Raw genomic sequence first — 25,547 nt, 5'->3', positions numbered from 1 at the left:
GAACGGCAAGCGGTTTTATTGCGAAAGAGACGACAATGGACAAATTCCCGATGACGCCAGAGGGTTATCACGCCCTGGACGAGGAGTTGAAACGCCGCCAGCAGGAAGAACGCCCGCGGATCATCCAGGCGATCGCCGAGGCGCGCTCCCATGGCGATCTGTCGGAAAACGCCGAATATCATGCCGCCAAGGAAGCGCAATCGCTGAACGAGGGCCGGATCGCCGAACTCGAGGACAAACTGTCCCGCGCGGAGATCATCGATGTCAGCAAATTGTCCGGCAATACGGTGATGTTCGGCGCGACTGTGACGCTTGTCGACGAAGATACCGAGGAAGAAAAAATCTATCAGATCGTCGGCGAGAGCGAGGCAGACGTCAAAGCTGGCAGGGTCTCGATCACCTCTCCCACCGCGCGCGCCTTGATCGGCAAGAAGATCGGCGATTCCGTCGAGGTCAATACGCCCGGCGGAGGCAAGAGCTATGAAATCCTGAACGTGGCCTTCCAATAGCGGGATGGCTCGAAAGCCTCCCTCCCGCCCAAAAGGTCTCTGCTTTTGGGATCAAGGCGATGGGTTGGCAGGATTTATAGCATCGCTATGCGCCCGATTCACCTAGTATCGAGAAGCGCAAATTCTCGATACGTCACCTTTTAAACTTATCCACTTGTCCTCATTGAACCACGACGAGTCGCCCTTCAATGAGGGTGGATACTAGCGATGCTCCGAAACAGACAAGCTCTCGGACGCAGGCTCATCTTTCTCTCTCTTCGATTGTCGAAACGGCTTTTCTCCCTCGGCTTGGAATAAATCATCCGTTCATCCGGTCTGGACAGGCATACGGGCAGGATGCCCGCATCAAGAACAGGAGCGGATGATGATCAACAAAAGACAAAGCTGGACCACGACAACACCGGCGACATCGCCAAGGAATGCGCCTACCAGCGATGGCCAAGGCTTCTCAGGCCGTATGAAATGGGCGAGTGTCGTCACTCTGTCAGCATTGGCCAGCACGCTCTTATGGGGCGTCGTTCCCAGCAAAGCCTCGGAGAGACATACCTCCATGCATATCTATACAAGCCCAGATCCGGGTTTGTGGAGAGCACAAGTAACCACCTTTCCACAATTTCGTTTACCCAACAAGGAAAGTGGCAGTTTCGGCGCTGTGCTGGAAGGCAGAAATCCCGCCTCCGGCTCCATTCCATAGCAGGTTCAACTTAAACCCGTCGATGATGATGCAAATGCATCAACGAAACACGCATACAGAGGAATTTTTGACTTTTGAAGGATGACACAGGCTTGAAGTGATCGCCCGCATTCATGATTGTTCCATAGCACATTCAGAAGTGTATACTTCTTTTGTTTAATGCTGTTATGCAACAATCTCTGATAAGGGATGCGGGCTTTTTTTTGGAAATGATCTTTAAGGCAAAGTCTGTCCACACCGTGACTCAAATCGTGCGGGCCTTTGTTGATCCGTCTGCGATCAGTGCGCGACGGGCTCCCTTCCAGCAGAAGCATTTGGCTCAGGGCTAAGTCTGCCTTCGCGGATCGCTGATCCCTCAATTGTGAAGTCACGTGTAAAATCGCGAGGAGAGGCACTATCGGACGATCGAGCACTTTCCGATTCGGCAGAAATGAAAAATGCTCTAATGTGGCGGGACTTTTCACGATAAGGCTGAGCCCTTTTCAATCGTTGAACTTCTGCAAGAGTGCCAGATGTCCGCTCTACGCCGTTTTATCCCGCTCGATCCTTTTCTCATCGGGCTCCTCATCGCCGTTGGTCTGGCCATCGTCCTACCGGCCAAGGGCGAGGCGATTTCTCTTCTCGATGCTCTCGTCTATGCGGCCATTTTCGCGCTGTTCTTCCTCTATGGCGCGCGGCTGAAGCCGGAAGCGGTGCTCGCCGGCATCACCCATTGGCGCTTGCAACTCATGGTGCTCGCCAGCACTTTCGTGCTGTTTCCGCTGCTCGGCATCGGGCTCGTGCATTTTCTCGGCTCCTGGCTGTCAGAGCCGGTCGCGGTCGGTCTCCTGTTTCTGACGCTCGTCCCCTCCACAGTTCAATCGTCCATCGCCTTCACCTCCATAGCGGGCGGCAATGTTCCCGCCGCCTTGTGCAGCGCCTCAGCCTCCAGCTTTTTCGGCATTTTCCTCACGCCGGCTTTGGTCTCTCTGTTGCTGAGCAGCAAAGGTGTCGGTCTCAGCACCAAGGCGATCGAGGATCTCGTGATCCAGATTCTCGTGCCCTTCGTTCTCGGTCAGGTGTTACGTCCTTGGATCGGCGCCTGGATCGGGCATCACAAGGCCGTGACCTCCTTCGTCGATCGCGGCTCGATTCTTCTCGTCGTCTATGCGGCGTTCAGCGCCGGCATGGTGAATAATGTCTGGACGGCGCTCAGCCTCGGCGATCTCGGCATTATCTTCGCCGCCGACACACTCCTTTTATGCATCGTGCTCGCGGCAACGACCTATACCAGCCGCTGGCTCGGCTTCGCGCGGGAGGATGAAATCGTCATTGTGTTCTGCGGGTCCAAGAAGAGCATCGTCAGCGGCATCCCCATGGCGAATATTCTCTTCGCAGGTCAGGCTGTCACGCTTGCCGTGCTCCCTCTGATGCTGTTCCATCAGATTCAATTATTCATCTGCGCCATCATCGCCCAGCATTATGCGCGTGGCTCGCACGCCACACCGGCGAAAAAGCCAATCGTCCAGGCCGATGCCGCGACGAAATCCTGACCGACGCAAAGGCAAGTGATTTAAATCACCTCGACCGTCTTGGCCGCGAACAGAGGGCCAGCTTCTGCATGGCGCGCGAAAATCTGAGGGGCCAGAGTCCGTACAGGATTGCGCGGCGCCTGGCTGAGCAAACCATCGATCCGCACCTTTGATACGGTCAGTTGATCGGGTGTGATCTCACCTTTATCGCGCGCCCGCACAATGCTTTCCGCGAAATCCCGAACCCGCTCCGTCTCGGTCCAATGGGCGCAGACCATGAGAAGATCGCAGCCCGCCGCGATGAGACGCGCGGCGGCCGTGGGCTCGGCAAAAAACTGATTCATCGCACCCATGCCGATATCGTCCGAAACGACGACGCCGGAATAGCCCAATTCCTCGCGCAACAGTTCAGTGCAGAAACGCCGCGAAAGCGTCACCGGAAAATCGGGATCGATCGCCGGAAACAGAATATGCGAGGTCATGATCATCGAAAGGCCGGCCTCGATTGCGGCGATGAAGGGCTTCAATTCACGCTGCCGCAAATCTTCGAGGCTACAATTCTGGCTCGGCAGGCCATAATGCGAATCGACTGATGTGTCGCCATGCCCTGGAAAATGCTTGCCGCAGCCGAGAACATTTTCCGCCTGCATGGCCCGCAGGAAACCAAGCGCCAGCGGCGTCACCGCCTCGGGCGTCGTGGCGAAGGCCCGCTCGCCGATCACGGGATTGGCCGGATTAGTGTGAATGTCGAGGACCGGTGCGAAATTCAGATTGATGCCGAGCGAGGCGAGTTCGCAGCCCATCGCCTGCCCCACGGCGGCGGCACAATCGCCCCAATGCGCCGCATAGGCAAAACGCGTGATTGGCGCCGGCGTCCGGCACACCCGGCCACCCTCATGGTCGATGCCGATCCAGAGATGCTCCCGACCGCAAGCCGCGTAAATGTCTTCGATGAGCCGCGCATGGATTTCGAGCCATTGCGCATAAGGCAGGTCATGCCGAAAATTGCTTTTATAGAGGATGACCCCTGCCGGCCGCAGATCAGCCAGCAAGGCCCGATCCTGATCATGCAGTTCTGGCGTCGGCCGCAGACCAACGAGAAAATGAGTGCCGACTTCAGCAATGGAATTTCGGGCGCGGATATTCTGGAGCATCGGACTTTCCACAAGCGAACAAATCGGCGCCAAAAGCGTTTAGCGTTTTGGCCTATGGTCCATAAGTTTGAAACTACTGAAACTACAGAGAATTTACCTAAAAGTACGGCGCATTTGCGAGATTGATGCTGTATAAATCCCCATCGCGTTTGAAGGCGCAACAGAGGTCCTCGTTTTATGCGACGTATTTTCTTAAACCTCGCAACGGCTTAACAAAAATCCCTTGCCTTTTCGTTATAATCCGAACTTCTCTCGTAAAGGGGGAATACCCCTCCCTTGCTCTCCGATCCCATCACTCCCTTTGTTTCTTCCAGGCCCTCCTCCATGCCCGCGTCGAAAATTATGTTGATTCGCCATTCGGAAAAGCCCGGCAAGGACCCGGCCCAACTCCCGCCGGTCATTCGCGGCGTGGCGCCGGACGGAACGAAAAGCAAGGATTCGCTTTCTGTACGCGGATGGCAGCGTGCCGGAGCTCTGGTGCGTTTTTTTGACCCATTGCCCGAAAAGACCGAACCAGAGAGCGCCATTGCTCGGCCAAGCGCCTTATTTGCCTGTAAGGCTCTGCCAACCAATAGCAGTTTGCGGCCGCAGCAGACGCTTTGGCCGCTGTCCGACTTTCTGAAGGTGCCAGTCAATGTCGATTTCGCCGAAGGAGAAGAACAGGGGCTGGTCGAGGTGGCCCGTGGCAAGGAAGGTGTCGTGCTCATTTCCTGGAAGCACAATAAGCTCCCAACCATCGCCAATCTGATTCTTGGCGACACCACGACGGCACCACAGAAATGGCCGATCGATCATTTCTCGACAGTCTGGGTGTTCGACCGTGGCGATCAAGGCTGGAGCTTCCGGCAAGTGCCGCAACGCTTGCTGGCCGAGGATCCAGAAACCGTCATCTAGCGTCCGCCCTCATGCCATCCTTTGTGAGGCAAGAGGATATTCCCGAGCCGCCAGCTTCATCCTTTCCCTCCAATCATGGGCATGATCTTGCCGCAACAGCGCCGTTTTGAACGCATCGCCTTTATCGCTGCTTCCACGCCTGACGCCGCCGAAGCGATGCGCGAACTTGTGATTCTTTATGGCAATGTCAATCCGGAAGAGGCCGATGTCATCGTCGCCCTGGGCGGTGACGGTCTGATGCTGCAAACCCTGCATCGTTTCATGGGACGTTCCAAACCGATTTATGGCATGAATCGCGGCTCGGTCGGTTTTCTCATGAATGAATTCCGCCTGGAGGATCTCGAAAAGCGACTGGAAGAAGCAGAAGCCTCGGTCGTCCATCCCCTGCGCATGAATGCGGTGGATACACGCGGCATGGAGATCAAGGCACGCGCCATCAATGAGGTCTATCTGTTCCGCCAGACCTATCAGACCGCCAAGCTACGTATTTCGATCAATGGCCAGGAACGTTTGAGCGAACTCGTGGCCGACGGCATTTTGCTCGCCACGCCAGTCGGTTCAACGGCTTATAATCTTTCCGCGCATGGACCGATCCTGCCGCTCGACGCCGCCATGGTCGCATTGACGCCGATTTCACCGTTTCGGCCGCGCGGCTGGCGTGGCGCCCTCCTGCGCGACAAGGTCACCGTGACAATCACCGTTCTCGATGCCGATAAAAGGCCCGTATCTGCGGTGGCCGATCATTATGAAATTCGCCATGTCGCTCGTGTCACGATCGACATGGATCACGCAACGGGCCTCGTCTTGCTGCATGATCCTGGTCATTCGCTGAACGAACAGATTCTGCGCGAACAATTCGGATATTGATATATGCCAGGCTCCCTCCGCATTCTCGGCCGCAAACTGTTGTCAGAGGGCTTTGGGCGGCTCGAGCGGATTGTGATCGATCGCAAACGTTTCAATGGCGAGAAGCAGGACGTGGTCCGCGAGCTCTATGACACGGGTCATGGCGCCGCCATTCTTCTTTATGATGCCTCGCGTTCACGCGTGCTGCTTGTGCGTCAGTTCCGCCTGCCCGCCTATATTGGCGATGCTCGCACGAGCCTCGTCGAGGTCTGTGCCGGCAAGCTCGAAGGGGATGAACCGCATCAATGCATCGTGCGGGAAGTTCGTGAGGAAACCGGTTTCGCCATCGCAAATCCCCAGTTTTTGTTCTCAGCCTATTCAAGTCCCGGCTGCTTCGCCGAAAAAATTTTCTATTTTGCCGCGCCCTATCATCAGGACCAACGCGTCGGGCCGGGCGGAGGCCTCGCCACCGAGGCCGAGGATATTGAAATTCTGGAGCCGACACTCGACGAGGCCCTCGCCATGATTGAGACAGGCGAGATCAGCGACGCCAAGACCATCGTGCTTTTGTTTTATGCCAAGCTGCATAATGTCATGCAGGATTGAGCTTTGTTAAACCAACAGTCATAAGCATGATTGTTGGTGCAGGCGAGCATGTCATGCGTGTCCTTCTCTCCCGATCGATCGAAAATTTCGAGCCTGATGCGACGAACGGCGCAGACGGCTTGATCATGACCTTGCCCGATACGCCAGAGGAGCGTGCCAGTTTCTCGGAATCTCTGCGCAAGATACGCTCGTCTCTCGCCATACCTCTGCTCATCAGAGTCGCGCCGATTGAGAATGCAAGAATAGACGAGGATCTGGCCCTCGTCATGCCACATGCCCCCGATGGCATCGTGCTGCCCACCTGTTCCGGCCGTATGGATGTGCAGCATCTTGGTTGCAAGCTCGCCGTTCATGAAACACTCAACGGCTTTGCCGATGGCAAATTAATGATTTTCGCCGAGGCGGGGGAGACGCCCGCTGCCTGTTTCACCTTACATACATACACAAAGGCAAGCCCACGCCTTGCCGGGCTCATTCATTCGCCGGCTCGTCTCGCGACGGCTCTAAACATCGAGTGGACTGTTTCCTCGAAAGAAGAAGACACTGGATCTCCTCTGGCTCTCGCAAAAGCGCAAGTGGTTCTCGCCGCCGCATCCGCCCATGTGCCAGCTTTGATTCAATACTCACATCCCGGCCAGAATGGGGAAAACCCGACTTCAACCCCGGAAACTGGCCTTTTGCTTCATGAGAAGGCCAGGCAATCCGGTTACGCTGGCGCCATTGTCGAGGAAGACATTCTGGTCCCGGTCATCGCCTCAATCTTCAGCCGATGACCATGTGGTTCTTTACGGTCGCGAAAGTCCCGTCACCGGCGTGAAACCATAATCGGCAAGGATCGCCTGGGCCTTAGGCGTAAGAAGATAGAGTGCAAATCGCTGCGCCGCCAATTGCCGCTCGGGCGGTGGCGCTGAGAGAGGCGTCAGGCCGTAGTCAACGGCAATTGTCAGGTTTTCGGGTGTCCTCACGGCACTGAAATCCGGATCCGGCTTCGCCTCGCGCCGGCTGCAATAGCCGATAAATGTATCGACCGTCCCATCCGTCAGAAAATGCTTGACCGGACTGCCGCCCTGGTTGGCTCCTGGCTGACTGCCAGGCTGCGGCAAGATCTCACCACCAACCAGCTTTTGTGCCTTGTCTTCAAGAATTTTTTGCGCACCCGGATGCACATACTCCGCCTTCGCGAACAAAGCCCAGGCATAATCACCGCCAGGATCAGCATGCGGTGTCGAGGTCCCGATCCTGGTTGCTGGGTCAAGCAATTTATCCAGGAGATTGTCCGAGGTCAGGCCAAAACCGGGCTTGGCCAGCACACACATGGCATTGCGCGTAAAGACAACCGGCGGCAGGCCCCTCCCTTCTCTGGCGAGTTGCGCCGGATGTTTCATATTAGCCGAGAGGAAGAGTTCAGCATCGCCCCCATTCTCGATCTTTTCGAGGAGCAATCCAGCAGGGCCGAGGAAAATATCGATTTTCTCACCCGTCTCATTCTCGTAGCGTGTCGCCACAGACTTGAGCGCTCCCCCGAGGCTGCTTGCGGCATAGACACGCAAAGGGGACGGAGAAGATGGGGATGGAGATGATCTGGCCGGGCTCGCCTCTTGCGCTAGGGCGAGACCGTGGGACGCAAGGCTCAAAACCAAGAACACAATGCGCGCGATCATTGGCTTCATCATGGTTCAAAAATCCATCTGCATGGATAATCTGACAGTGCGCGGCGCACCCAGCGTTCCTGTCCCGTTGTCCGTGCTGTTGTAGCCGTTCTGGCCACTCGGCGCGACATTCGCCCAATAATGGGCATCGGCGATATTATAAACATTGAGACGCCAGGTCACCGGCCGCTCGAAGATCTTCGTGACGTAACGCATGCCAAGATCAGCGACGACATAGCCATTGACGAAGGTCGTATTCGCATAATCGCCCGGCCGGTCACTGGCAAAATTGACATTGGCGTTGAAGGCGAGGCCAGGCACTACCGGAACCTGATAATCCAGGAGAACATTGAACATGACATGCGACAGACCAAGAATCTGTTTGCCTGTTGTCGTAACCGAACCGGTATCATAAAGGCGTGGATCAAGCAGCGAGAGACCGCCGAATACAGTCAAATCATCAGTCAATTTGCCTGCGGCCGTCAGTTCAATTCCGCGATTGATTTGGGACCCGTTGATACCGAAGACATTATTCACGGTATAGGCATAGGGACGCTGAATCTGGAAAAGCGCGGCACGGAGATTGATTTTATCGAGATCGACCTTATAGCCCAGTTCCCATTGCTTGGCGCGATAGGGCGCGAGCACATTGCCTGCATTGGCCACGCCGGCCGGGGCGCTATCACCTTGTTGCAGATTTTCCGCATAAGTGAGATAGGCAGTCATGTTCTGATAAGGCTTGAACAAGAGACTCGCCGTCGGACTGACACCGCTCGTATTGTAATTGCTGGTCATCACGCCAGTTTTGTTGAAATTCTGCGCATTGATCCAGCTTTGGCTGATGGCGAATTGCACCGCCCATTGATCCGTCAATCCAATGATATCACCGACGGTGATCGATTGCTGAAGGGTTTCGACAGAGCGATAACGGTTCTTGAAATCGGGAAAGGCCTTCGCCGGAAAAATGGCGGGATTGTTCAGACTCGCGCTGCCGAGCGTCACCGCTCCGGTTTGAAAAGGCGTATAGCGATCCCATAGAAAGCCGTTGTTAGCGATGACGAAATCATGAGAGACAGGACCTGTGAAAAAACGGCCGTTCAAAGCGACTTGATTGCTCAAGACCGTATCCAAAGAATAAGTGGTAGTCGCCGCGGTCGTTGTATAAGCGCCGCTATTATTGGTGATCGTATTGGTCGGAACCGTTGAGGCTCGGTCATTGGACTGGCGCAGGATTCCGGCCGTCAAATGCCAATCCTGGCTGAAATCATGTTTGAGCCGCCCACCGAGAATGAGCGTCTGATTGTCGTCCCCCCCATTGGGCTGGCCATAGCCCAGCCGCGTCGGATCGGGCGCCGCCGGAAAGGCGACTTTCGAGGCGAGGGCAAAGGTGCCGGGCAGTCCCTTGGTGACATAATTGTAGAAGCTGGCGTTGGTCTCCACGACCGTTTCAGGCGTAATATGAACGTCGAAGGCCAAGCTCGCGAGCTGTCGTTTCAACTGACTGCCGTTGACATAATTTTCGCCGTTCTGATTCAAGAGATTCAACCGATAGGCGAAATGCTTTCCCTCATCGAGATAGCCACCGACATCAGCATGACCGAGCCAGGATGTTTGCGAAAGATAGCCGAAGGTCAATTCATGCAAGGGCACATCGGTCGGACGTTTGAGCACGAAATTGAAGGTGCCAGCGGGATTGGACGGACCATAAATGGCACTCGATAAGCCGTTCAACACTTCGATCCGGTCGAATTGCTCAATCGGATAATCGGTCGTTGCCGCAATGTTCAGCCCGTCGATCCGTGTATTCTGCACAACACCGGCCTGCATGCCTCGTGTCTGAGGCCGGATATTTTCGCCCTGAACCGAAGGGATCAGACGAAAGGCCTCGCGCACACTCAGCAATTGCTGGTTTTTGGCGAGATCAGAGGGAACAATCGTGATCGAAAAGGGCGTATTCACGACGGGCACCTCGCCGAAGGGGCCGAGGGACGCCGTCTTGACGCGATAGCCGCCTTCGACAGAGGAAAGAGAAGGAGCAGACGCTTCGGCTGAGATAGTCACGGGCGCAAGCTGGATCTGTGTATCTTCAGCGCGGGCCGCCGAGACAGAGACAGACATATCGATCAATCCGAGGCAAACGAACATGCGGAGATCGACGACACAAAAAGGACGATACACGGTTTTCCCCTCAAGAACCGCGACAGCGTATCGCCCCCTATATAGCTCAGCAAGAGCTTAGCCATAACTTTTCATTTTAAAAGGCTTTTTATAGAATTTACAGACAATCTTATCTCTTTGAAAAAGCGCCAGTTTATCGAAAGGCGCAGCTCTTGACCCACCAGTTGGGATGCGCTTGCAAAATCACTTTCTTGGCCTTGGCGGCGGCGCGACAATCGGAAAAAAGCGCAAAACAGGTCGCGCCGGACCCGGACATGCGCGCGAGCTGGCAACCACGCGCCGCCGAGAGAATGGCCAGCACATCGCCAATGACCGGGGCCAGGACCGAGGCCGCGTCTTCCATATCGTTACGGCCCTTGCGCAGAAGGGCGAGGAAGCCAGAGCTGTCAAGGTTCGGAGAAAAAGCCGGATGCGGGCCATAATGGGTCTGCGATCCAGGCGTGAGATTCATGCGGGAAAACACGGCCTTGGTTTCGAGCGCCTGCCCCGGATTGACAATCAACCCGACGAGCGGAGGCAAAGGAAGCGGCTCGCCAAGTTGCTCGCCGACACCGCGCATCATGCGTGCCCGCCGTTCGAGACACACGGGGACATCGGCGCCAGTCGCGCGCGCTGCGGCCATCAGGCGCGGATCATCGAGGGGGATCCCATTGGTCCGCGCCAAAAGGCGAAGGGCTGCCGCCGCATCCGACGAACCGCCACCAATGCCCGCCGCAACCGGGAGGCGTTTGACGAGATGAAAGGCGCCGAATTTCAGATTTTCGATCTGCTGGCCGAGATTGCGAGCCGCCTTGAGAACCAGATTCTGATCATTGTCGCCGGCCAAGGGAGCCGTCGGTCCTTCAAGCGTCAGGCCAAGCGGCTCGCCAGGCGTCAGGGAAAGCTGATCCCCGCCACAGGAAAAAGCGACAAGGCTTTCGAGCTGATGCCAGCCATCATCACTGCGGCCGAGCACATGCAAGGTGAGATTGATCTTCGCGGGCGCGCGCTCGACCAGGACGGCGGGAGAGGACAAAGGCAGGATCCAAGGGCGGGCATGGCCCGAACGGAACGGGTTCGAGCCATGGAACGAAAACAATTTTCCTTTTCCGGTCAGGAAGGAAAGGTCAAGGCACGAGACTAGTATCGAGAATCACGGATTCTCGATACGTCACTTTTTAAACTTATCCACTTGTCCTCATTGAACCGCGACGAGGCCCGCTTCAATGAGGGTGGATATTAGGCCTGAACCTTCATCCCCCGTTTTTGGCGGGGCGAGCCTCGGCGGCGGCGGGCTTTTCTTCGTCATCAAGCCCGTGCTCAATCTTGGCCAGGATCTTGTCCTTGTCCTCGGGCTCGGGCCCAAGATCACGCGCATGGTTCCATTGGAAATGAGCTTCGAGCTTGCGCCCGACCCGCCAATAGGCATCACCCAAATGATCATTGATGACCGGATCGGAAGGCTTCAGATCAATGGCCCGCTCGAGTTCCTTGACCGCCTCGTCATAGCGGCCCAGCCGGTAATTGGCCCAGCCAAGACTGTCGACGATATAACCGTCGGTCGGCCGCAATTCCACGGCCTTGTGCAGCATGGCAAAGGCCTCGTCGAGATTGAGTCCCTGATCGACCCAGCTATAACCAAGATAATTCAGCACCAGAGGCTGGTCCGGGAACAAAGCCAGGGCGCGGCGGAAATCGGCCTCCGCCTGCGGCCATTGCTTGTTACGCTCATAGGAAATGCCACGGAAATAATAGAGCGGCCAATTGGCCTTTTCCGGCTTGCTCGTGGCGGCGAGCGCCTGAGTATAGGTTTCGATGGCCTCGGCATATTGCTTATGGGCGCGCTGCAGATTGCCGAGCGCCGATAAAGCATCGCTATCCTTCGGATGTTCCTCGACGATTCGTTTCAGATATTTGTTCGCCTCCTCGGTGCGGCCGAGGGCTTCGAGAATCTGTCCGGACTGGATATCGGCAGTAATCCGCAAGGGATCATCGTCGGGCACGGTTTCATAGACGTCGATCGCCCGCTCGTTCTGCTTGATGCGTTCATAAATATCGCCAAGCGTAATGATGGCGAGGCTGTTCTCGGGCGCGAGAAACAGCGATAGACGAAGATAGATCATCGCGGCCAGTTCGTCGCCTTGCCGGCTGCCGGCGGCACCCAGGCCATAGAGCACTTCGGCAGCGCCCTCCTCCGGTGTGCGCACCGGCGACTCGAGCGTCTTGCCGCTCTTCAACGTGGCAAGCGCGGCGCTGATGATCGGATGATTGGGCAGAATCTCGTCGAAGGCCTCATAGACCTTGATCGCTTCGTCACGGCGGCCATGCAGCGCCAGGAATCGCGCATAGACATCGACAAGCCGCAAAGTGTTCTTGTCGGTATCATAGGAGGCCTTCAGCCGACGCGCCGCTTCGGTTGGATTATGCGCGACATCGGCGATCAAGCCGCCGTGGAAATCGCGAAACACGCCGAAGCTTTCATCATGCAGGCGATCGACCAGTTCAAGCCCGCGCTTGTATTCTCCACTGCCTGCATAGGTCCAGGCCGCAAGAAGCGTCGCGGTAATATCGCGTTCGTGCCCAGCGCCGCCCCGCGCGAAATGATTGCGCGCGGCCGCATATTGATGCTGCTTGATCGCCTTGACGCCCAAGGCGAGATGGGCAAGGCCGTTACCGGGATCACGCGCGAGCAGACGATCCGCGAAACCAAACGCATCCTGCATGTTGCCGTTCGAAATCGCGGCGACAAAAGCCCGCTCGATCAAAGCCGAATTATGCGGATCATAACGCAAGGCTTCGCGAAAATAGGTGGCTGCCGCGAGCGTGTCCTTATCGATGCCTGCGACATAGGCAGCGAGATAATTGCCGATCGGGCTGTCACCGACCTCGAAAGGTGTCGCTATGGCCAGGCTTTCACGGGCCCGTGCCAGCGCCAAGGGGGCTGGAACCAACAGAGCACAGGCGACGGCCACGGACAATCCGCGCGGCAAAAAACGGTACGATGCGAGAGAGCGAAACGGTGCAGAAGAAAATGTGAAGGACACGCGATCGTCTTTCCGTGTGAGTACAGGCGACCTCTTGGTCAATCCCTCCGCCAATGAATGGCGAAAAATTAGGTGTTAAATAAGTTTGGGCGCGATTTGACGGGATGCGGTTCCGTTGCCAAAGATGGCGATTTTATGTTGCCCCGACAAGTCTCGCGCCGAACCAATCAAAACCAATCTTAAGCCAAAGCTGTCTCCGGCGAAATCCGGCGATCGGCTCTTCCCATGAATGTGTCTTGTTAAAAGGCATCACGGGCCAATCGGACTCACGTCTGCCCAGGGCGTAATTTATAGAAGATATGGTGCCCGATCACATCCATCTTTTTTAGGGCCTTGGCCCAGCGGGGCCGCACATAATTCGCGTGATAATGCGTGGAACCACCGATATCGGCAAGATAGGTGCGCCCCTCGGTCACAGAATCCGCCACTTTAAGCGCCGTGCGCCAGGCATCGGGCTCGGTGATCTTGAGAGATTTTCCCTCGCAGGCGAATGAGAACTGGCAGCCATGATAATGCTGCCGATTCTGATAAACGACGCCGCAGATGGAGGCAGGATAAAGCCCGCTTGAAACGCGGTTGAGCACGACCTGCGCGACCGCCGCCTGCCCTTCCTCGGGCTCGCTGCGCGCCTCGAAATAAATCGCTTCGGCAAGGCAGCGCTTTTCGCTGCCCGCACGATCCTGACTGATGAGCGCCGCATAATTCGGCTTCTGCCGCTCGGCGTAACTGGTTTCGGGCGCATTTTTGGAGCGCTGGAACACGACTTCTACAGGTGTCGCCTCGGCAGGCGCTGGCGTCGTCGAAGCCAAGGCCAAGGCGCGGGGCGTTGCCGGAGTCGCGCCCTGCATCAAGCGCTCGTTGAGGGCGCTCGGGCGCATGGCGACAGTGGCGCGCGTCGTCGTGCTCCCGGTCGCCGCAGGTGAGGCATCGCCAGCGGCATGGACAGTCGTGGGGCTTTCGCCATCCGGCCAGGGCTCGAAAGAGGCCACGCTCTCCGGCCCCTCGACATCACCCTCGGCTGGCGAAAAGCCACCCGTTGGGGAGGTTTCATCATGGGTGAACAACAGATCATGCGCACGTAGCTTGGCAAGCCCGCCTTTCTGGCGCAACTGCGTATCGAAAGTCGGCCGCAGCCCCACCAGGGGATCGCCCTTTCGGCTACGATCGATGACCGGCATGGCCTTTGACGCGGAAGCCCGTCCACTCCGTTTCAGATCGGGGCGCGGCTCGATCTCATCGGCCCATTCGCTAAAATCCTGCTTCTCGCCCAATTCGAGGCTGACCTGCCGCAAAGCCGCGACCGCGGCGAAATTCCGCGATAGCCTCGGGGAAGCTGTCAATGAATCAAGCGGCAGATCCGGCACAAGCGTGGTGGGGCTGACAGCCGCCCGTTGGGACAAGGCCACGATGGACCCTCCCATGACGGCCTCCTGGCCAGCATCGGCACTGATCGAGACGAGCAAGCCCATGGCCAAGCACCATGGTGCGACGATTCCCATTGCCCATCCGACCTGCGACCCGCGCATTACCCATCCCAATTCGATCTTGTGGCGAGGCCACATCATCATCCGGAAATGGTTATCGCTATTTATGCTTGCGAAGCGGTTACAGAGGAAATTGCCGAGAGAGTTTCAAAACGAGACAGATAAGGATTTACGAAATGCGGTTGACACAGAAATCAACGACATCGTTCAGGGCGATTTTCCAGGGCGAGGCAGGAAAAAGCTCCAAAGCATCACGCGCCATGGCGCCATAGTGGCGGGCCCGTTCCACCGTATCCTCGATGGCGCGATGCTTGCGCATTGTAGCGATGGCTATATCGAGATCGCCTTCCTCAATTTCCCCCTTTTCGAGGGTGCGACGCCAGAAAATGCGCTCGTCCTGGGTCCCTCGCCGGAAGCAGAGGACGACCGGCAAGGTGATCTTACCCTCTCGAAAATCGTCGCCGACATTCTTGCCAAGCTTGGCGGAGGTCCCCCCATAGTCCAGCGCATCATCGATCAATTGAAAAGCAATGCCGAGATTGAGCCCGTAACTGCGACAGGCGGCGATTTCCGCCTTTGGCCGTTCCGCCAAAAGGGCGCCGACCTCAGCGGCAGCGCCGAACAGGGCTGCGGTCTTGGCGCGGATGACGGCGAGATAATCATCCTCACCCGTCTCAGTATCCTTGGCTGCCGCCAATTGCATGACCTCGCCCTCAGCGATTACCGCTGCCGCCGTGGACAGAACCTCGAGACAGGCGAGCGAGCCCACCTCAACCATCATCTTGAACGCCTGGCCGAGCAGGAAATCGCCAACGAGGACACTGGCTTCATTGCCCCAGAGCATGCGGGCTGCGAGCTTGCCCCGGCGCATATCGCTTTCATCGACCACATCGTCATGCAGAAGGGTCGCGGTATGCATAAATTCGACCGAGGCCGCGAGCTTGATATGCCCATTGCCGCCATAGCCGCAGAGGCCGGCCGCCGCCAATGTAAGCATGGGACGCAGCCTCTTGCCGCCCGAGGAAATCAGATGATTGGCGACTTCCGGAATCATCGTCACATCGGAGGCAGCCCGCGAAAGAATGGTCTGATTGACGCGCTCCATATCGGGCGTCACCAGGGCAAGGAGCCTTTCGATGCCGGACTCTTTTGCGTCTTCGAGAGGAATCACAATACCCAACTCAGATCTCCGATCGCGGCCCTATTCAAGATCTCAGACCCTCGGCAAAATCATAGAGCCGAGATCGAGATAGCCGATCCTGCCGAGGAAACTAGAACCGATCAATCCGGCCTGCAACCTGAGGATTTCACAATAGTCTGTTGCAGGACTGAGCCTGCCTTGCAACAGGTTTGAGACCGCCCCGGGCAAGGCCGAGGCAAGAGTGTGGCCTATTTACCGCACGTTTTCCGCCGAACGACCTCAATCATCCTTGTCTTGCGGCGAAGACCGGCAATCGGGTCGCTCCGCCGCGTCAGGCTCTACCAAACGCCAGTATTCTCCATCGAAGCCCAGGGCTCCTGACGCGGCAGGGGCTCGCCTTTTTGCAGGATTTCGATCGAAATATTGTCGGGGGAACGCACAAAGGCCATTTGCCCGTCGCGGGGTGGGCGGTTGATGACAACGCCCTTTTTCATCAGCCTGTCGCAGGTCGCGTAAATATCCTCGACGCTATAGGCAAGATGGCCGAAATTGCGCCCGCCGCCATAGGTTTCAGGATCCCAATTATAGGTGAGTTCAATCAGGGGCGCCTTGAACTTTATCGCCCGTTCCATGTCCCCCGGCGCGGAGAGGAAGACCAGAGTATAGCGGCCCTTCTGGCTCTCGACGCGCCGGACCTCGACGAGACCGAGCTTGTTGCAATAAAAGTCCAGCGATTGTTCCAGATCGGTCACCCGGATCATTGTGTGCAGATATTCCATGGCTGTCCCTTTTACGAATTCTTGCCGAAATACGCTTGCTGAAATTCCTTTGCCACGATCGTTGCCTGGCTGTCTCCGACTCTCCACCGCGAAATTGATCCGCCCCCGCAGACTTATGGCACAGCCCCCTGAATCCGGTCGCGTCAGCCATGCTATAAGTCTTTATAAAAGCATAAAATTTATCTTAAAAAGTATATCCACTCCGGTTCGAGGCTGTCGCTCGCCGTTGCGATATTAGACCAAAGATCATAAAAGATGCCCGTCGAACCCCTCGAAATCTTGCTAACCCTCTGAAAAACAAAAACTCGAGAAATAGACCGGGAATCGCCATCTGGCGCTTTCCGATACTATACCATGGGCACCAGAATTCGGCAGGCCGCGCACCGCGATCAACGATCACGGATCCGATATCAGGAGACTGAAACCGTCTCCTGGTTTCGTTCTTAATTGATTTTCCAAAGGTTGGAGAGAATGCGAGAGTGTCTGGACGGTCAGGTCTTGTGACCGATCCTGTGTGAGAAATCGCAGCCATTGAGCTCTTCGCCAAGCAGCCGCCCCTCACCCGCCTTTGCATGAAAAAGCCGCCAGCCAAGCGCCAACGTTATAAAATTTGCAATAACGATTACATAAAATGTCTCCTCCAAAACATGGACCTGTTTTGAGGAGACAGAGGAAACGCGACGGGGTGAGGCACCCTTTCCAACCTTATCTCATTCGAGGTTTCACATTATGCAGGCGAGCGAAGCCACGGTGCCGGCGGCGTCGAGCGATCATTTCAGGACCAAGGAACGCGCGGCCCTGATTTCGGTCGGCGTCAAATCCGCCATGACCATCGCCAAGTTCATTGCTGGCCTCGCCTCCGGCTCCTTGGCCCTGATGTCCGAGACCGCGAATAATTTCTCAGACATTCTGACCTCACTGATGACTTTCGTCGCTTTGCGCATCGCCCATCAGCCAGCCGACGAAACGCATCAATATGGACATGCCAAGGTCGAAGCGCTCGCGGCCCTGATCCAGATGAGCCTGTTGTTCGCCTTCGCGGCCTTCATTCTGATCGAAGCGGTCCGGCGCCTGCTCGATGGGGACGTGATCGTCAACCCGGGCCTTCTCGCCTTCAGTGTTCTGATCATTTCCCTGGTTGTCGACCTCTGGCGCTGGCGCTCCCTCCATACGCTCGCCAAAACCACGAAAAGTCATGCGCTCGCGGCCGAAGCGCTGAATTTTCTGGCTGATGCTGCGGCTTCCTGCATGGCCCTTCTCGGCCTTGGTCTGGCACGGGCGGGTTTCCCGGAGGGCGATGCGCTTGCGGCCTTGATGGTCGCGGGTTTCATCGGCTTCACCGGCTATCAATTGGGGCGCCGGACGATCGATACGCTGCTCGACGCGGCCCCCCAAGGCCTCGCTGAAAAGATTCGCGTCATCGTGGCCGGCGTGCCCGGCGTCATCAAGATCGGCAATCTACGGTTGCGACCGCTCGGTCACCAAGTCGTCGGTGACATGAATATTTTCATCGCCCGGACCCTGCCCCTCGAAAAGGCCGCCGCGATCAAAGCGAATGTTCTCGCCGCCGTCACCAAGGCCCATCCGGACGTCTCTCTCACCATGACCATGCAGCCGATTGCCCTGGGCGATGAAACGATGCTCGAGCGCATCCTCCTCATCGCCGCCAAACGGCATATTCCGATCCATCATGTGACTGTGCAGGAAATCGACGGCAAGACCTCGGTCGGTTTCGATGTCGAACTCGACGGTGCCATGGCGCATGGGACCGCCCATGAGATCGTTTCAGGCCTCGAGGGAGAGATTGCTCGCGAACTGGGCCCAGATATCGAGGTCGAAAGTCATATCGAACCGCTAATGCCGGCCGAACTACCGGGCCAGGATGCGCCGGCCGCCAAAATAGAAGATATCAAGGACCATTTGATCAAGAATGCACGTCTCGACGGCGCCATTTTCGAAATCCACAACGTCCGCGTCCGTGAGACACCGGCGGGCCTTGTCATCAATTATCATTGCCGCGTCGATCCCGATCTGCCCGTCGGTGAGGTCCACCGCCATGTCGATGAACTCGATCATGGCATGCGGAGCGATTTCGCGGATATTTCGCGCATTATCGGCCATGCCGAACCGCTCAAGGCCAGCCTTGGCCAGGCCGAATGGGAAAGTTGAAGGCAAAGATTCGATGATCTTCGGACTTTTGCGGCAGCGCCGCTTCGCCCCGTTGTTCTGGTGCCAGTTCTTTTCGGCCTTCAACGACAATTTCGTGCGCAACATGCTGGCCATGCTGGTCCTGTTCCGGCTTGGCGCCGCCGAGGCCGGGCCACTCGTCACACTGGCTGTCGCGATCTTTATTCTGCCTTCCCTTGTTCTGTCGGGGCTCGGCGGCGAATTGGCCGATGCCCATGACAAAGCGACCGTGACCAAATATCTGAAGGTGGCCGAACTGGGTGTGCAAGCCATGGCGGCGATCGGCTTCTGGTACGGCTCCCTGCCCTTGCTATTTGCCGCTTTGTTCGGACTCGGCACGATCGCGGCTTTGTTCGGCCCCATCAAATATGGCATTTTGCCAGATCTTCTCTCGCTGGAAGAATTGACGGCCGGCAATGCCTTGATCGAAGCGGCGACCTTTCTCGCCATCCTGCTCGGCCTGACCTTCGGCGGTTTTGCCGCCGCGCATGGCCGCGACCCTGAAACCATCGCCTTGCAATTGCTGGCGATAGCGACGGCCTGTTTCGTCACCAGCCTCTTTATCCCCTCGACCGGCGCGGCCGATCCCCATCTTACTATTCACCGCAATCCATTCGTCTCGACCAGAGCGCTGCTTGTTGTGCTGCGCGCCAGTCCCAAACTCTGGCTCGGTGGGCTGGCGATTTCCTGGTTCTGGGTCAATGCCGCTGTCGCCGTTTCCCTCGTGCCAACCATCATTCGGCATAAGCTCGGCGGGGGTCTCGACGTCGAGACGGCGATCACCGCTCTCTTTGCCTTAGGCATCGGCCTCGGCTCGATCTTCGCAGCACTGCTGGCCCATGGCAGGCCACCCTTGCGCTTCGTGGCGCCGGCGGCCTTCGGCATGGCGATCTTCCTCATCGATCTGGGTTTTGCCACTTTGAGCCTGCCCGCAACCGAGGAGACGATCAACCTTGTGGATTTTCTCGGTCAAGGTCTCGGCCTGCGTCTCGCCTTCGACGTCATCGCGCTTGCCCTCTCGGGCGGACTGTTCGTGGTCCCCCTCTTCGCCATGATTCAGGCCAATGCCGAAAAAGCCCTGCGCGCTAGGGCGATCGGCGGCGTCAATGTTGTGACTGCCCTCATGATCATCGGCGCGACTTTGAGCGCCTCCTTGCTGCAAAGCCCTTTGATCGGCCTCTCCGCCTCCCTCGTGCTGATCCTGTTTGGAGTGGCGACTTTGGGCGTAGGAGGCGTCATGGCCGCGAGGCTGAGACGCCGCCGTGCGGAGCAGGCCTCGCTCGAGAATTCAGACGGTCCCATCGAATCGCGTCCGATCCTTTAATCTGTTCTTGTCAGAGGATGTCGCCGACGCCGAAATTGTTCATTTCGAGATTTCACTCTTTTTCTTCACATTCTCGAGCCCGGCGCGATAGACCGCCGTCACCGCCTTGACCGCAGCGGCGTCATTGAACTCGGGCGGCGGCTCCTTTTCGGTGGAAGCACGTGCGAAAGCCCCCTCCCATTCCAGCTTGGTCTTGCCGCCAGCCTCAGGCGCCAGCACCGTGAGGGTCGATGTATAATGCGTGACCGGCAGGACCTTCGGATCGACTTGGACGATCCTGTAGGAATAGGTGAGCCCCGCGGCATTATAATGGGTCAGCTCTTCCTCGATCGTCGCGCCACTGCCAAATGCAAGGGTCCGTTTCGCCTCTTTGGGCGTATTACCGCCCGTTCCCGAGGTCTTGACCACTCCAGGCAGCCAACTCATATCGTGGAAAGTGCCGACGACGGACCACACCTTTTCGGGCGCGGCATCAATCTCGACGCTCTCGACGACTTTTTGAAGCGGCAATTCTTGCGCCGAGGCCGGCAATGGGAGACCCAATTCCAGCAATAAGATTCCGCACACGCGAATCAACCCTGGATATGCTCCAACCATGCTCGTCTCTCCCTTATTGCGATCATTCTTGCGAGTGGAGTTCGGAATCGAGTCCGTCAGACCTTTATCCCGAGAGGGTGATCAGGAGAAAGGCCAAGGTCAAGAGCAGGCTTTGACCAGGCGCGTCGAAAGCCTATGATCCACGCCACCCTGCCAATCTTGGCGCGTCCCGAGCGACTTGTTTCCCATCGAGGCCTTCATGCGTACAGACATCCCTCAACCCGTTCGCCTCGCCGATTATCGGCCCTCGGATTATCTGATCGATCGCGTCGAGCTCGATATCAAGCTGCATGCGACGGCCACGAGGGTGCAATCCAAGCTCTCTCTTCGTCCCAACCCGAAAGGCGTGCCTGGTGCTCCCCTCATTCTCGATGGCGATGATCTCAAAGCCAAATATGTCCTGCTGAATGGCGCGCAGATCGATTCCTCGGGTCTGTTCCTGACGCCCGATCAATTACGCCTTGAAACGCCGCCCCAGGAGCCCTTTCATCTCGAAATCGAGACGGAAATCGACCCAACCGCCAATACGAGGCTCATGGGCCTCTACCGCTCCGGCACCGCTTATTGCACCCAGTGCGAGGCGGAAGGTTTTCGGCGTATCACCTATTTCCTTGATCGCCCGGATGTTCTCAGTGTTTACACGACGCGCATTGAGGCCGATTTTCGCGAGGCGCAGGTCCTGCTCGGCAATGGCAACCGCATCGAAAGCGGCACGATCGAAGGAACCGGCCGCCATTTCGCCATCTGGCACGATCCCTTCCCAAAACCCTGCTATCTCTTCGCTTTGGTCGGCGGAATTTTAGGCTCGATCCACGATCGTTTCGTCACCCGCTCCGGCCGCGATGTCGCGCTCGGCATTTACGTAGAGCCCGGCAAAGAAACCTCCGCCACTTATGCCATGGATGCGCTGAAACGCTCGATGGCCTGGGACGAGGAGGTGTTCGGCCGCGAATATGATCTCGATGTTTTCAACATTGTCGCCGTGTCGGATTTCAACATGGGCGCGATGGAGAACAAAGGCCTCAATGTCTTCAATGACAAATATGTCCTGGCCTCACCCGCAACCGCGACCGATACGGATTATGCGCAGATAGAAGCCGTCATCGCGCATGAATATTTCCACAATTGGACCGGCAACCGCATCACCTGCCGCGACTGGTTCCAGCTCTGCCTGAAGGAAGGGCTCACCGTCTATCGCGATCATGAATTTTCCGCTGATATGCGCTCGCGCGCGGTGCGCCGCATCGCTGATGTCCGCACTTTGCGGTCACAGCAATTTCCCGAGGACGCGGGCCCGCTCGCCCATAATGTGCGGCCGGATACCTATCTCGAAATCAATAATTTCTACACCGCGACCGTCTATGAAAAAGGCGCGGAACTGATCCGCATGCTGAAAGTGCTGATTGGCGACGAAGCCTTCCACAAAGGCATGGATCTCTATTTCGCCCGCCACGACGGCACGGCCGCGACTATCGAGGAATTCATCGCCTGTTTCGCCGAGGCGGCAAAGCGCGATCTCACTCAATTTTCCCTTTGGTATCATCAATCAGGCACGCCGCACGTCGAGGTCGAATCCGCTTATGATAAGCAAGCCCAGACCCTGACGCTCGATTTCACGCAGAGCTGTAAGCCGACGCCCGGCCAAGACACCAAACAGCCTTTTCTCATTCCCATCGCCTTCGGTCTCATCGCGAGCGACGGCGCACCGATCGCGCTGCAAGCCGGCGGGTCTGATCAAGCCAGCGAGGACGAGCTCGCCCGCGGCGTCATCGAGCTCGCCACGACGCGCCGACGCGTCGTCTTCCAATCCGTTCCCACGCGCCCCGTCCCCTCGCTCCTGCGCGGTTTCTCGGCGCCGGTCCGTCTCGGCAATTCATCGAGCGAGGCCGATCTTCTAACCCTCGTCGCCCATGACACGGATTCGTTCAATCGCTGGCAGGCGGCGCAGACCTATGCCACGCGCCAATTGCTGCATGCGGTCGAAGTGGTGCGGTCCGGACGCAAACCCATCTATGACGAGGCCTTCATCGATGCCTTGCTGCGCGTGCTCGAACAAAGCTCCGACCCCGCCTTCATCGCACAGGTCATTACCTTGCCAGGGGAAGCCGATCTCGCGCGGGAAATCGGTGAGAATGTCGATCCGGACGCGATCCATGGCGCTCGCAAGGCCTTGCGTCAGGCCATTGGCGAAGGGTTGAAACCCAATCTGTTACAGACCTATCAGGCCCTGACGAGCAAGGACCCCTATTCCCCGGATGCCACGGCCGCCGGGCGGCGCGCCTTGCGCAATGCTGCGCTCGATCTCTTCTGTGCCGGAAACCCAGAGGAAGGCCTGCCGCTCGCGCTGCAGCAATTCGAAAGCGCGACGACAATGACCGACAAGATCGCCGCACTTTCGATTTTGACAGCCCATGCTGGCCCGGAACGGGAAAAGGCTCTCGAAGCCTTTTACGCCACCCATGCCAGCGAGGCCCTGGTCATCGACAAATGGTTTATCCTGCAGGCGACGATCCCCGAACCGGAAACGCTGGCGAGGGTCAAGAGCTTGATGCAGCATGCGGCTTTTTCGCTCCATAATCCCAACCGGACGCGCTCCTTGATCGGCGCATTTGCCACCGGCAACCAGACGCAATTCAATGCCGCCGACGGCAGCGGCTATGATTTCCTGGCCGGCATCGTCCTCGAACTCGATTCCATCAACCCACAAGTCGCCGCGCGGCTGCTCGCCGCCTTCCGGAGTTGGCGCTCGCTTGAAACCAAAAGGCAGGGTTTGGCGGAAGCTGCGCTGCGCCGGGTCGCCTCCGTCTCGGGTCTCTCACCAGACGTCAAGGATATTGCCGAGCGTTCACTCGGCTAATAGCAAGGGTCGCGAAATATGACGCAAGAATGGTCCATCGGTCATTGCCTATGACCGATGGATAAGATGACACATCAAAACATCATCACGCGAGACGGTCTTCTGGCGTCTCGCGTGATGATAGAGATGAACAAAACACCCTAGCGACTGTCCTTTGTCATGACCGCGTGCCCGCCACATCCAGACGCAATCGATTTATGGACTTGGTCGCTCGACATAGACTCAAAGGAACGCGCTCGCCTCTATGCTTTTCTCAGTGATGATGAAAAAGCCCGGGTCGAACGCTTCGTCCACGGACGCCACGCGAGACGGTTCATTACCGCGCGAGGGGGATTACGGGAGAGATTAGCCTCTTATACCCATGAAACGCCCGCCAGCCTTTGTTTTGCCTATGGCGCTCAAGGCAAACCAAGCCTTGCTGGACAAACAGCCAGCGGCCTTACTTTCAATCTCAGCCATTCGGAAGGCCTGGCGGCGCTTGGTGTAACAATCGGCCATGATATCGGCGTTGATATCGAATACATCCGTCCCCTGGAAGAAGATATCGCCGGACACTGTTTTTCACCGCGCGAATGCGCCGACCTTGCAGCCTTGCCACCCGCCGATCGCTCGCGCGCATTCTTTCAGGCCTGGACACGCAAGGAGGCTTTCGTCAAAGCGCTCGGCGGAGGGCTGTCCATCCCCCTCGATTCCTTCGATGTGTCCTTAAAGCCCGGGGAACCAGCCCAATTGCTGCGCTTGCGTGACGATGCGGAGGCCTCACGTCGCTGGCAGATTTTTCACTTTGAACCGAGTTCCGATTGTATTGGAGCGCTGGCGATCGCATCCCCCCACTGTCGATTATCCTTCAGAACCTCAACCTTCGGATAGGGTGAAGGATTCTGTGTCAGAAGCGGGGAAGGTGGTAATCCTTTCACTGTCGTATCGAAAAATGCGAGAAGATAGGCATCCTTGGCAGTTTTGATCCGCGTGGCCTCGCCTCGGAACCAGAAATGAGAGGATGCCTGTTTCAAAAGGCTATCATTAAAACTCTGGTGATCGCCGCCGTGAATCCAGAATCCATAATTGCCAGGCCGGTTCGTCAAAACCGCCTGCATATGCGCGAAATGGGCGTCGAGATCAGCCTGGTAATGAATGGCTGGATTAAGAGATGCCAAAGACTTTCGGAGCGCATTGGAATGCAGATCAACATCATCGGTTAGGAGAGCCATATAGGGCTTTTCTATTTTTCCATCAGCAGCGGGACCAAACAGCCAGCCGTCCAGATTGACTGCGGAGGCAATGCGCGGATCGTCGATGGCAGCTTGCGCGGCTGTGCTGCCGCCAAGAGAAAAGCCAAAGAAACCAATATGGTCGAAGGTAACCTGTCCTGCCCACTTTTCTCGTGCGCATTGAGTGAAACGATCGAGTGTTTGAAATGCAGCTTGTGCATCCCTCTGGGCTTTTTCTGCTCCAAGCCGGATCGTTTCACGCAGGCGTTCCGCCGAACCGAATTCCAGCGGGATGGCAGGACCATCCTCCAATGCGAGGATGAGATAACCATGACTGGCCAGGAATTCCGATGTAGCCCGGTTTTCCAATTTGTTACCGCCATTACCCGGCGCGTAGAGAAGCAGGCCGAAAGGAGACGGGGCGTCCGCGAGTGCCAAGGAACCGACGAGCTTTTCGCAGTCCTGTTCCACTGATAACGATACGTCTTTCACTGGCGGGTCAGGACTATCACCGCCCTTGGTCGGATACCACAATTGGGTCGTGATGATCCGCCCATCGGCTTCCTTCGATGCCATTTGGAACGTCACGGAGGCGACCGAAAAGGGACCCGTCACACCGTTCGGAAACTGATCACTGACATAAAGATAGGAGGCCTGCGCGAGACGTCGGAACGCATTATCAAAGAGGAGATTACCAACGACCAATGCGACCATAATAGCGATAAAAAAGGCTAGGAAACGCATGCTGGCTTTCCGGTTTAAAGAGCAGAGCCGAGCCCAAAGAATAATTTATGGGTTACTTCGATTGGATCTGAGCCTCTCCGGAACCAAGCGCGAGGCCTCTTCTTAGAACGATAAAAGTCGATACTTCTTTTAAATCAATCTTGCTTTCAAATGACTGAG

Annotated in this window: 21 protein-coding genes; 10 read left to right on the top strand and 11 right to left on the bottom strand. The window is 57.0% G+C overall.

Translation table 11 applies throughout. The annotated features are described in order from the left end of the window. The first annotated feature begins 35 nt into the window (after window positions 1-35). Window positions 36-509 (top strand): transcription elongation factor GreA, encoded by a 474-nt coding sequence (gene greA, locus BIND_RS04415; RefSeq protein ID WP_012383875.1) that lies wholly within the window; start codon window positions 36-38, stop codon window positions 507-509. Window positions 510-854: 345 nt separating this feature from the next. Here greA and BIND_RS21205 read toward each other — a convergent pair whose 3' ends face one another. Continuing rightward, entirely contained in the window at window positions 855-1,061 is a 207-nt protein-coding gene (locus tag BIND_RS21205; protein ID WP_148210549.1) for a hypothetical protein, read from the bottom strand. Window positions 1,062-1,715: 654 nt separating this feature from the next. On the opposite strand from BIND_RS21205, the gene BIND_RS04405 reads away from it, so the two are divergent. Next, the gene (locus BIND_RS04405; protein WP_012383873.1) at window positions 1,716-2,735 is read left to right on the top strand and encodes a bile acid:sodium symporter family protein; all 1,020 of its coding nucleotides are present in this window, start codon (window positions 1,716-1,718) and stop codon (window positions 2,733-2,735) included. 20 nt (window positions 2,736-2,755) lie between these two features. Here BIND_RS04405 and nagZ read toward each other — a convergent pair whose 3' ends face one another. Next, the gene (gene nagZ, locus BIND_RS04400; protein ID WP_012383872.1) at window positions 2,756-3,868 is read right to left on the bottom strand and encodes a beta-N-acetylhexosaminidase; all 1,113 of its coding nucleotides are present in this window, start codon (window positions 3,866-3,868) and stop codon (window positions 2,756-2,758) included. Between the two features lie 324 nt (window positions 3,869-4,192). Between nagZ and BIND_RS04395 the strand changes: the two genes are divergently transcribed. The 4 genes from BIND_RS04395 (at window position 4,193) to BIND_RS20020 (ending at window position 6,987) form a co-directional block, all read left to right on the top strand. Further along, the gene (locus BIND_RS04395; RefSeq protein ID WP_012383871.1) at window positions 4,193-4,762 is read left to right on the top strand and encodes a hypothetical protein; all 570 of its coding nucleotides are present in this window, start codon (window positions 4,193-4,195) and stop codon (window positions 4,760-4,762) included. 75 nt (window positions 4,763-4,837) lie between these two features. Beyond that, window positions 4,838-5,629: an NAD kinase gene (locus tag BIND_RS04390; RefSeq protein ID WP_012383870.1), complete on the top strand. Its 792-nt coding sequence runs from the start codon at window positions 4,838-4,840 to the stop codon at window positions 5,627-5,629. Window positions 5,630-5,632: 3 nt separating this feature from the next. Further along, window positions 5,633-6,214, top strand: a complete 582-nt coding sequence (locus BIND_RS04385; RefSeq protein ID WP_012383869.1) for an NUDIX domain-containing protein — start codon at window positions 5,633-5,635, stop codon at window positions 6,212-6,214. 53 nt (window positions 6,215-6,267) lie between these two features. Continuing rightward, window positions 6,268-6,987, top strand: a complete 720-nt coding sequence (locus BIND_RS20020; protein ID WP_012383868.1) for a citrate lyase subunit beta-like protein — start codon at window positions 6,268-6,270, stop codon at window positions 6,985-6,987. Between the two features lie 12 nt (window positions 6,988-6,999). On the opposite strand, the gene BIND_RS04375 is transcribed toward BIND_RS20020, so the two are convergent. The 7 genes from BIND_RS04375 to BIND_RS04345 all read right to left on the bottom strand — a co-directional run bounded on the left by BIND_RS04375 (window position 7,000) and on the right by BIND_RS04345 (window position 16,468). Continuing rightward, window positions 7,000-7,887, bottom strand: coding sequence for a substrate-binding domain-containing protein (locus BIND_RS04375; RefSeq protein WP_012383867.1), 888 nt, complete (start codon window positions 7,885-7,887; stop codon window positions 7,000-7,002). Between the two features lie 3 nt (window positions 7,888-7,890). Next, entirely contained in the window at window positions 7,891-10,041 is a 2,151-nt protein-coding gene (locus BIND_RS04370; protein WP_012383866.1) for a TonB-dependent receptor, read from the bottom strand. A gap of 133 nt (window positions 10,042-10,174) precedes the next feature. Further along, window positions 10,175-11,119 carry a 4-(cytidine 5'-diphospho)-2-C-methyl-D-erythritol kinase gene (locus BIND_RS04365; RefSeq protein WP_012383865.1) on the bottom strand — a complete coding sequence of 315 codons (945 nt, stop codon included), beginning with the start codon at window positions 11,117-11,119 and terminating at the stop codon, window positions 10,175-10,177. 154 nt (window positions 11,120-11,273) lie between these two features. Beyond that, entirely contained in the window at window positions 11,274-12,992 is a 1,719-nt protein-coding gene (locus BIND_RS04360; protein ID WP_012383864.1) for a tetratricopeptide repeat protein, read from the bottom strand. Between the two features lie 338 nt (window positions 12,993-13,330). Further along, entirely contained in the window at window positions 13,331-14,563 is a 1,233-nt protein-coding gene (locus tag BIND_RS04355) for a cell wall hydrolase (RefSeq protein ID WP_012383863.1), read from the bottom strand. Between the two features lie 154 nt (window positions 14,564-14,717). Next, on the bottom strand, window positions 14,718-15,728 hold the full coding sequence (locus BIND_RS04350) for a polyprenyl synthetase family protein (RefSeq protein WP_012383862.1): 1,011 nt from the start codon (window positions 15,726-15,728) through the stop codon (window positions 14,718-14,720). Between the two features lie 299 nt (window positions 15,729-16,027). Beyond that, the gene (locus BIND_RS04345) at window positions 16,028-16,468 is read right to left on the bottom strand and encodes a VOC family protein (RefSeq protein WP_012383861.1); all 441 of its coding nucleotides are present in this window, start codon (window positions 16,466-16,468) and stop codon (window positions 16,028-16,030) included. A 729-nt stretch (window positions 16,469-17,197) separates the two neighbouring features. Here BIND_RS04345 and BIND_RS04340 point away from each other — a divergent pair. Continuing rightward, complete coding sequence (locus BIND_RS04340; protein ID WP_012383860.1) at window positions 17,198-18,637, top strand: cation diffusion facilitator family transporter; 1,440 nt, start codon at window positions 17,198-17,200, stop codon at window positions 18,635-18,637. A gap of 13 nt (window positions 18,638-18,650) precedes the next feature. Beyond that, on the top strand, window positions 18,651-19,979 hold the full coding sequence (locus BIND_RS04335) for an MFS transporter (RefSeq protein ID WP_012383859.1): 1,329 nt from the start codon (window positions 18,651-18,653) through the stop codon (window positions 19,977-19,979). 39 nt (window positions 19,980-20,018) lie between these two features. Here BIND_RS04335 and BIND_RS04330 read toward each other — a convergent pair whose 3' ends face one another. Then, window positions 20,019-20,576, bottom strand: a complete 558-nt coding sequence (locus tag BIND_RS04330) for an SRPBCC family protein (RefSeq protein WP_012383858.1) — start codon at window positions 20,574-20,576, stop codon at window positions 20,019-20,021. A 199-nt stretch (window positions 20,577-20,775) separates the two neighbouring features. On the opposite strand from BIND_RS04330, the gene pepN reads away from it, so the two are divergent. Continuing rightward, a complete protein-coding gene (gene pepN / locus BIND_RS04325; RefSeq protein ID WP_012383857.1) occupies window positions 20,776-23,433 on the top strand; it encodes an aminopeptidase N in 2,658 nt (885 codons plus the stop codon). A 159-nt stretch (window positions 23,434-23,592) separates the two neighbouring features. Then, window positions 23,593-24,303, top strand: coding sequence for a 4'-phosphopantetheinyl transferase family protein (locus tag BIND_RS20475; RefSeq protein WP_012383856.1), 711 nt, complete (start codon window positions 23,593-23,595; stop codon window positions 24,301-24,303). On the opposite strand, the gene BIND_RS04315 is transcribed toward BIND_RS20475, so the two are convergent. Continuing rightward, entirely contained in the window at window positions 24,213-25,388 is a 1,176-nt protein-coding gene (locus BIND_RS04315) for an alpha/beta hydrolase (RefSeq protein ID WP_012383855.1), read from the bottom strand. The genes BIND_RS20475 and BIND_RS04315 overlap by 91 nt on opposite strands. Window positions 25,389-25,547 lie beyond the last annotated feature (159 nt).

The sequence above is a fragment of the Beijerinckia indica subsp. indica ATCC 9039 genome, assembly GCF_000019845.1.
In the GTDB taxonomy this organism is placed as follows: Bacteria; Pseudomonadota; Alphaproteobacteria; order Rhizobiales; family Beijerinckiaceae; genus Beijerinckia; species Beijerinckia indica.
Note: the sequence above shows the minus strand (reverse complement) of the source record. Positions and strands in the feature narration are given on the sequence as shown.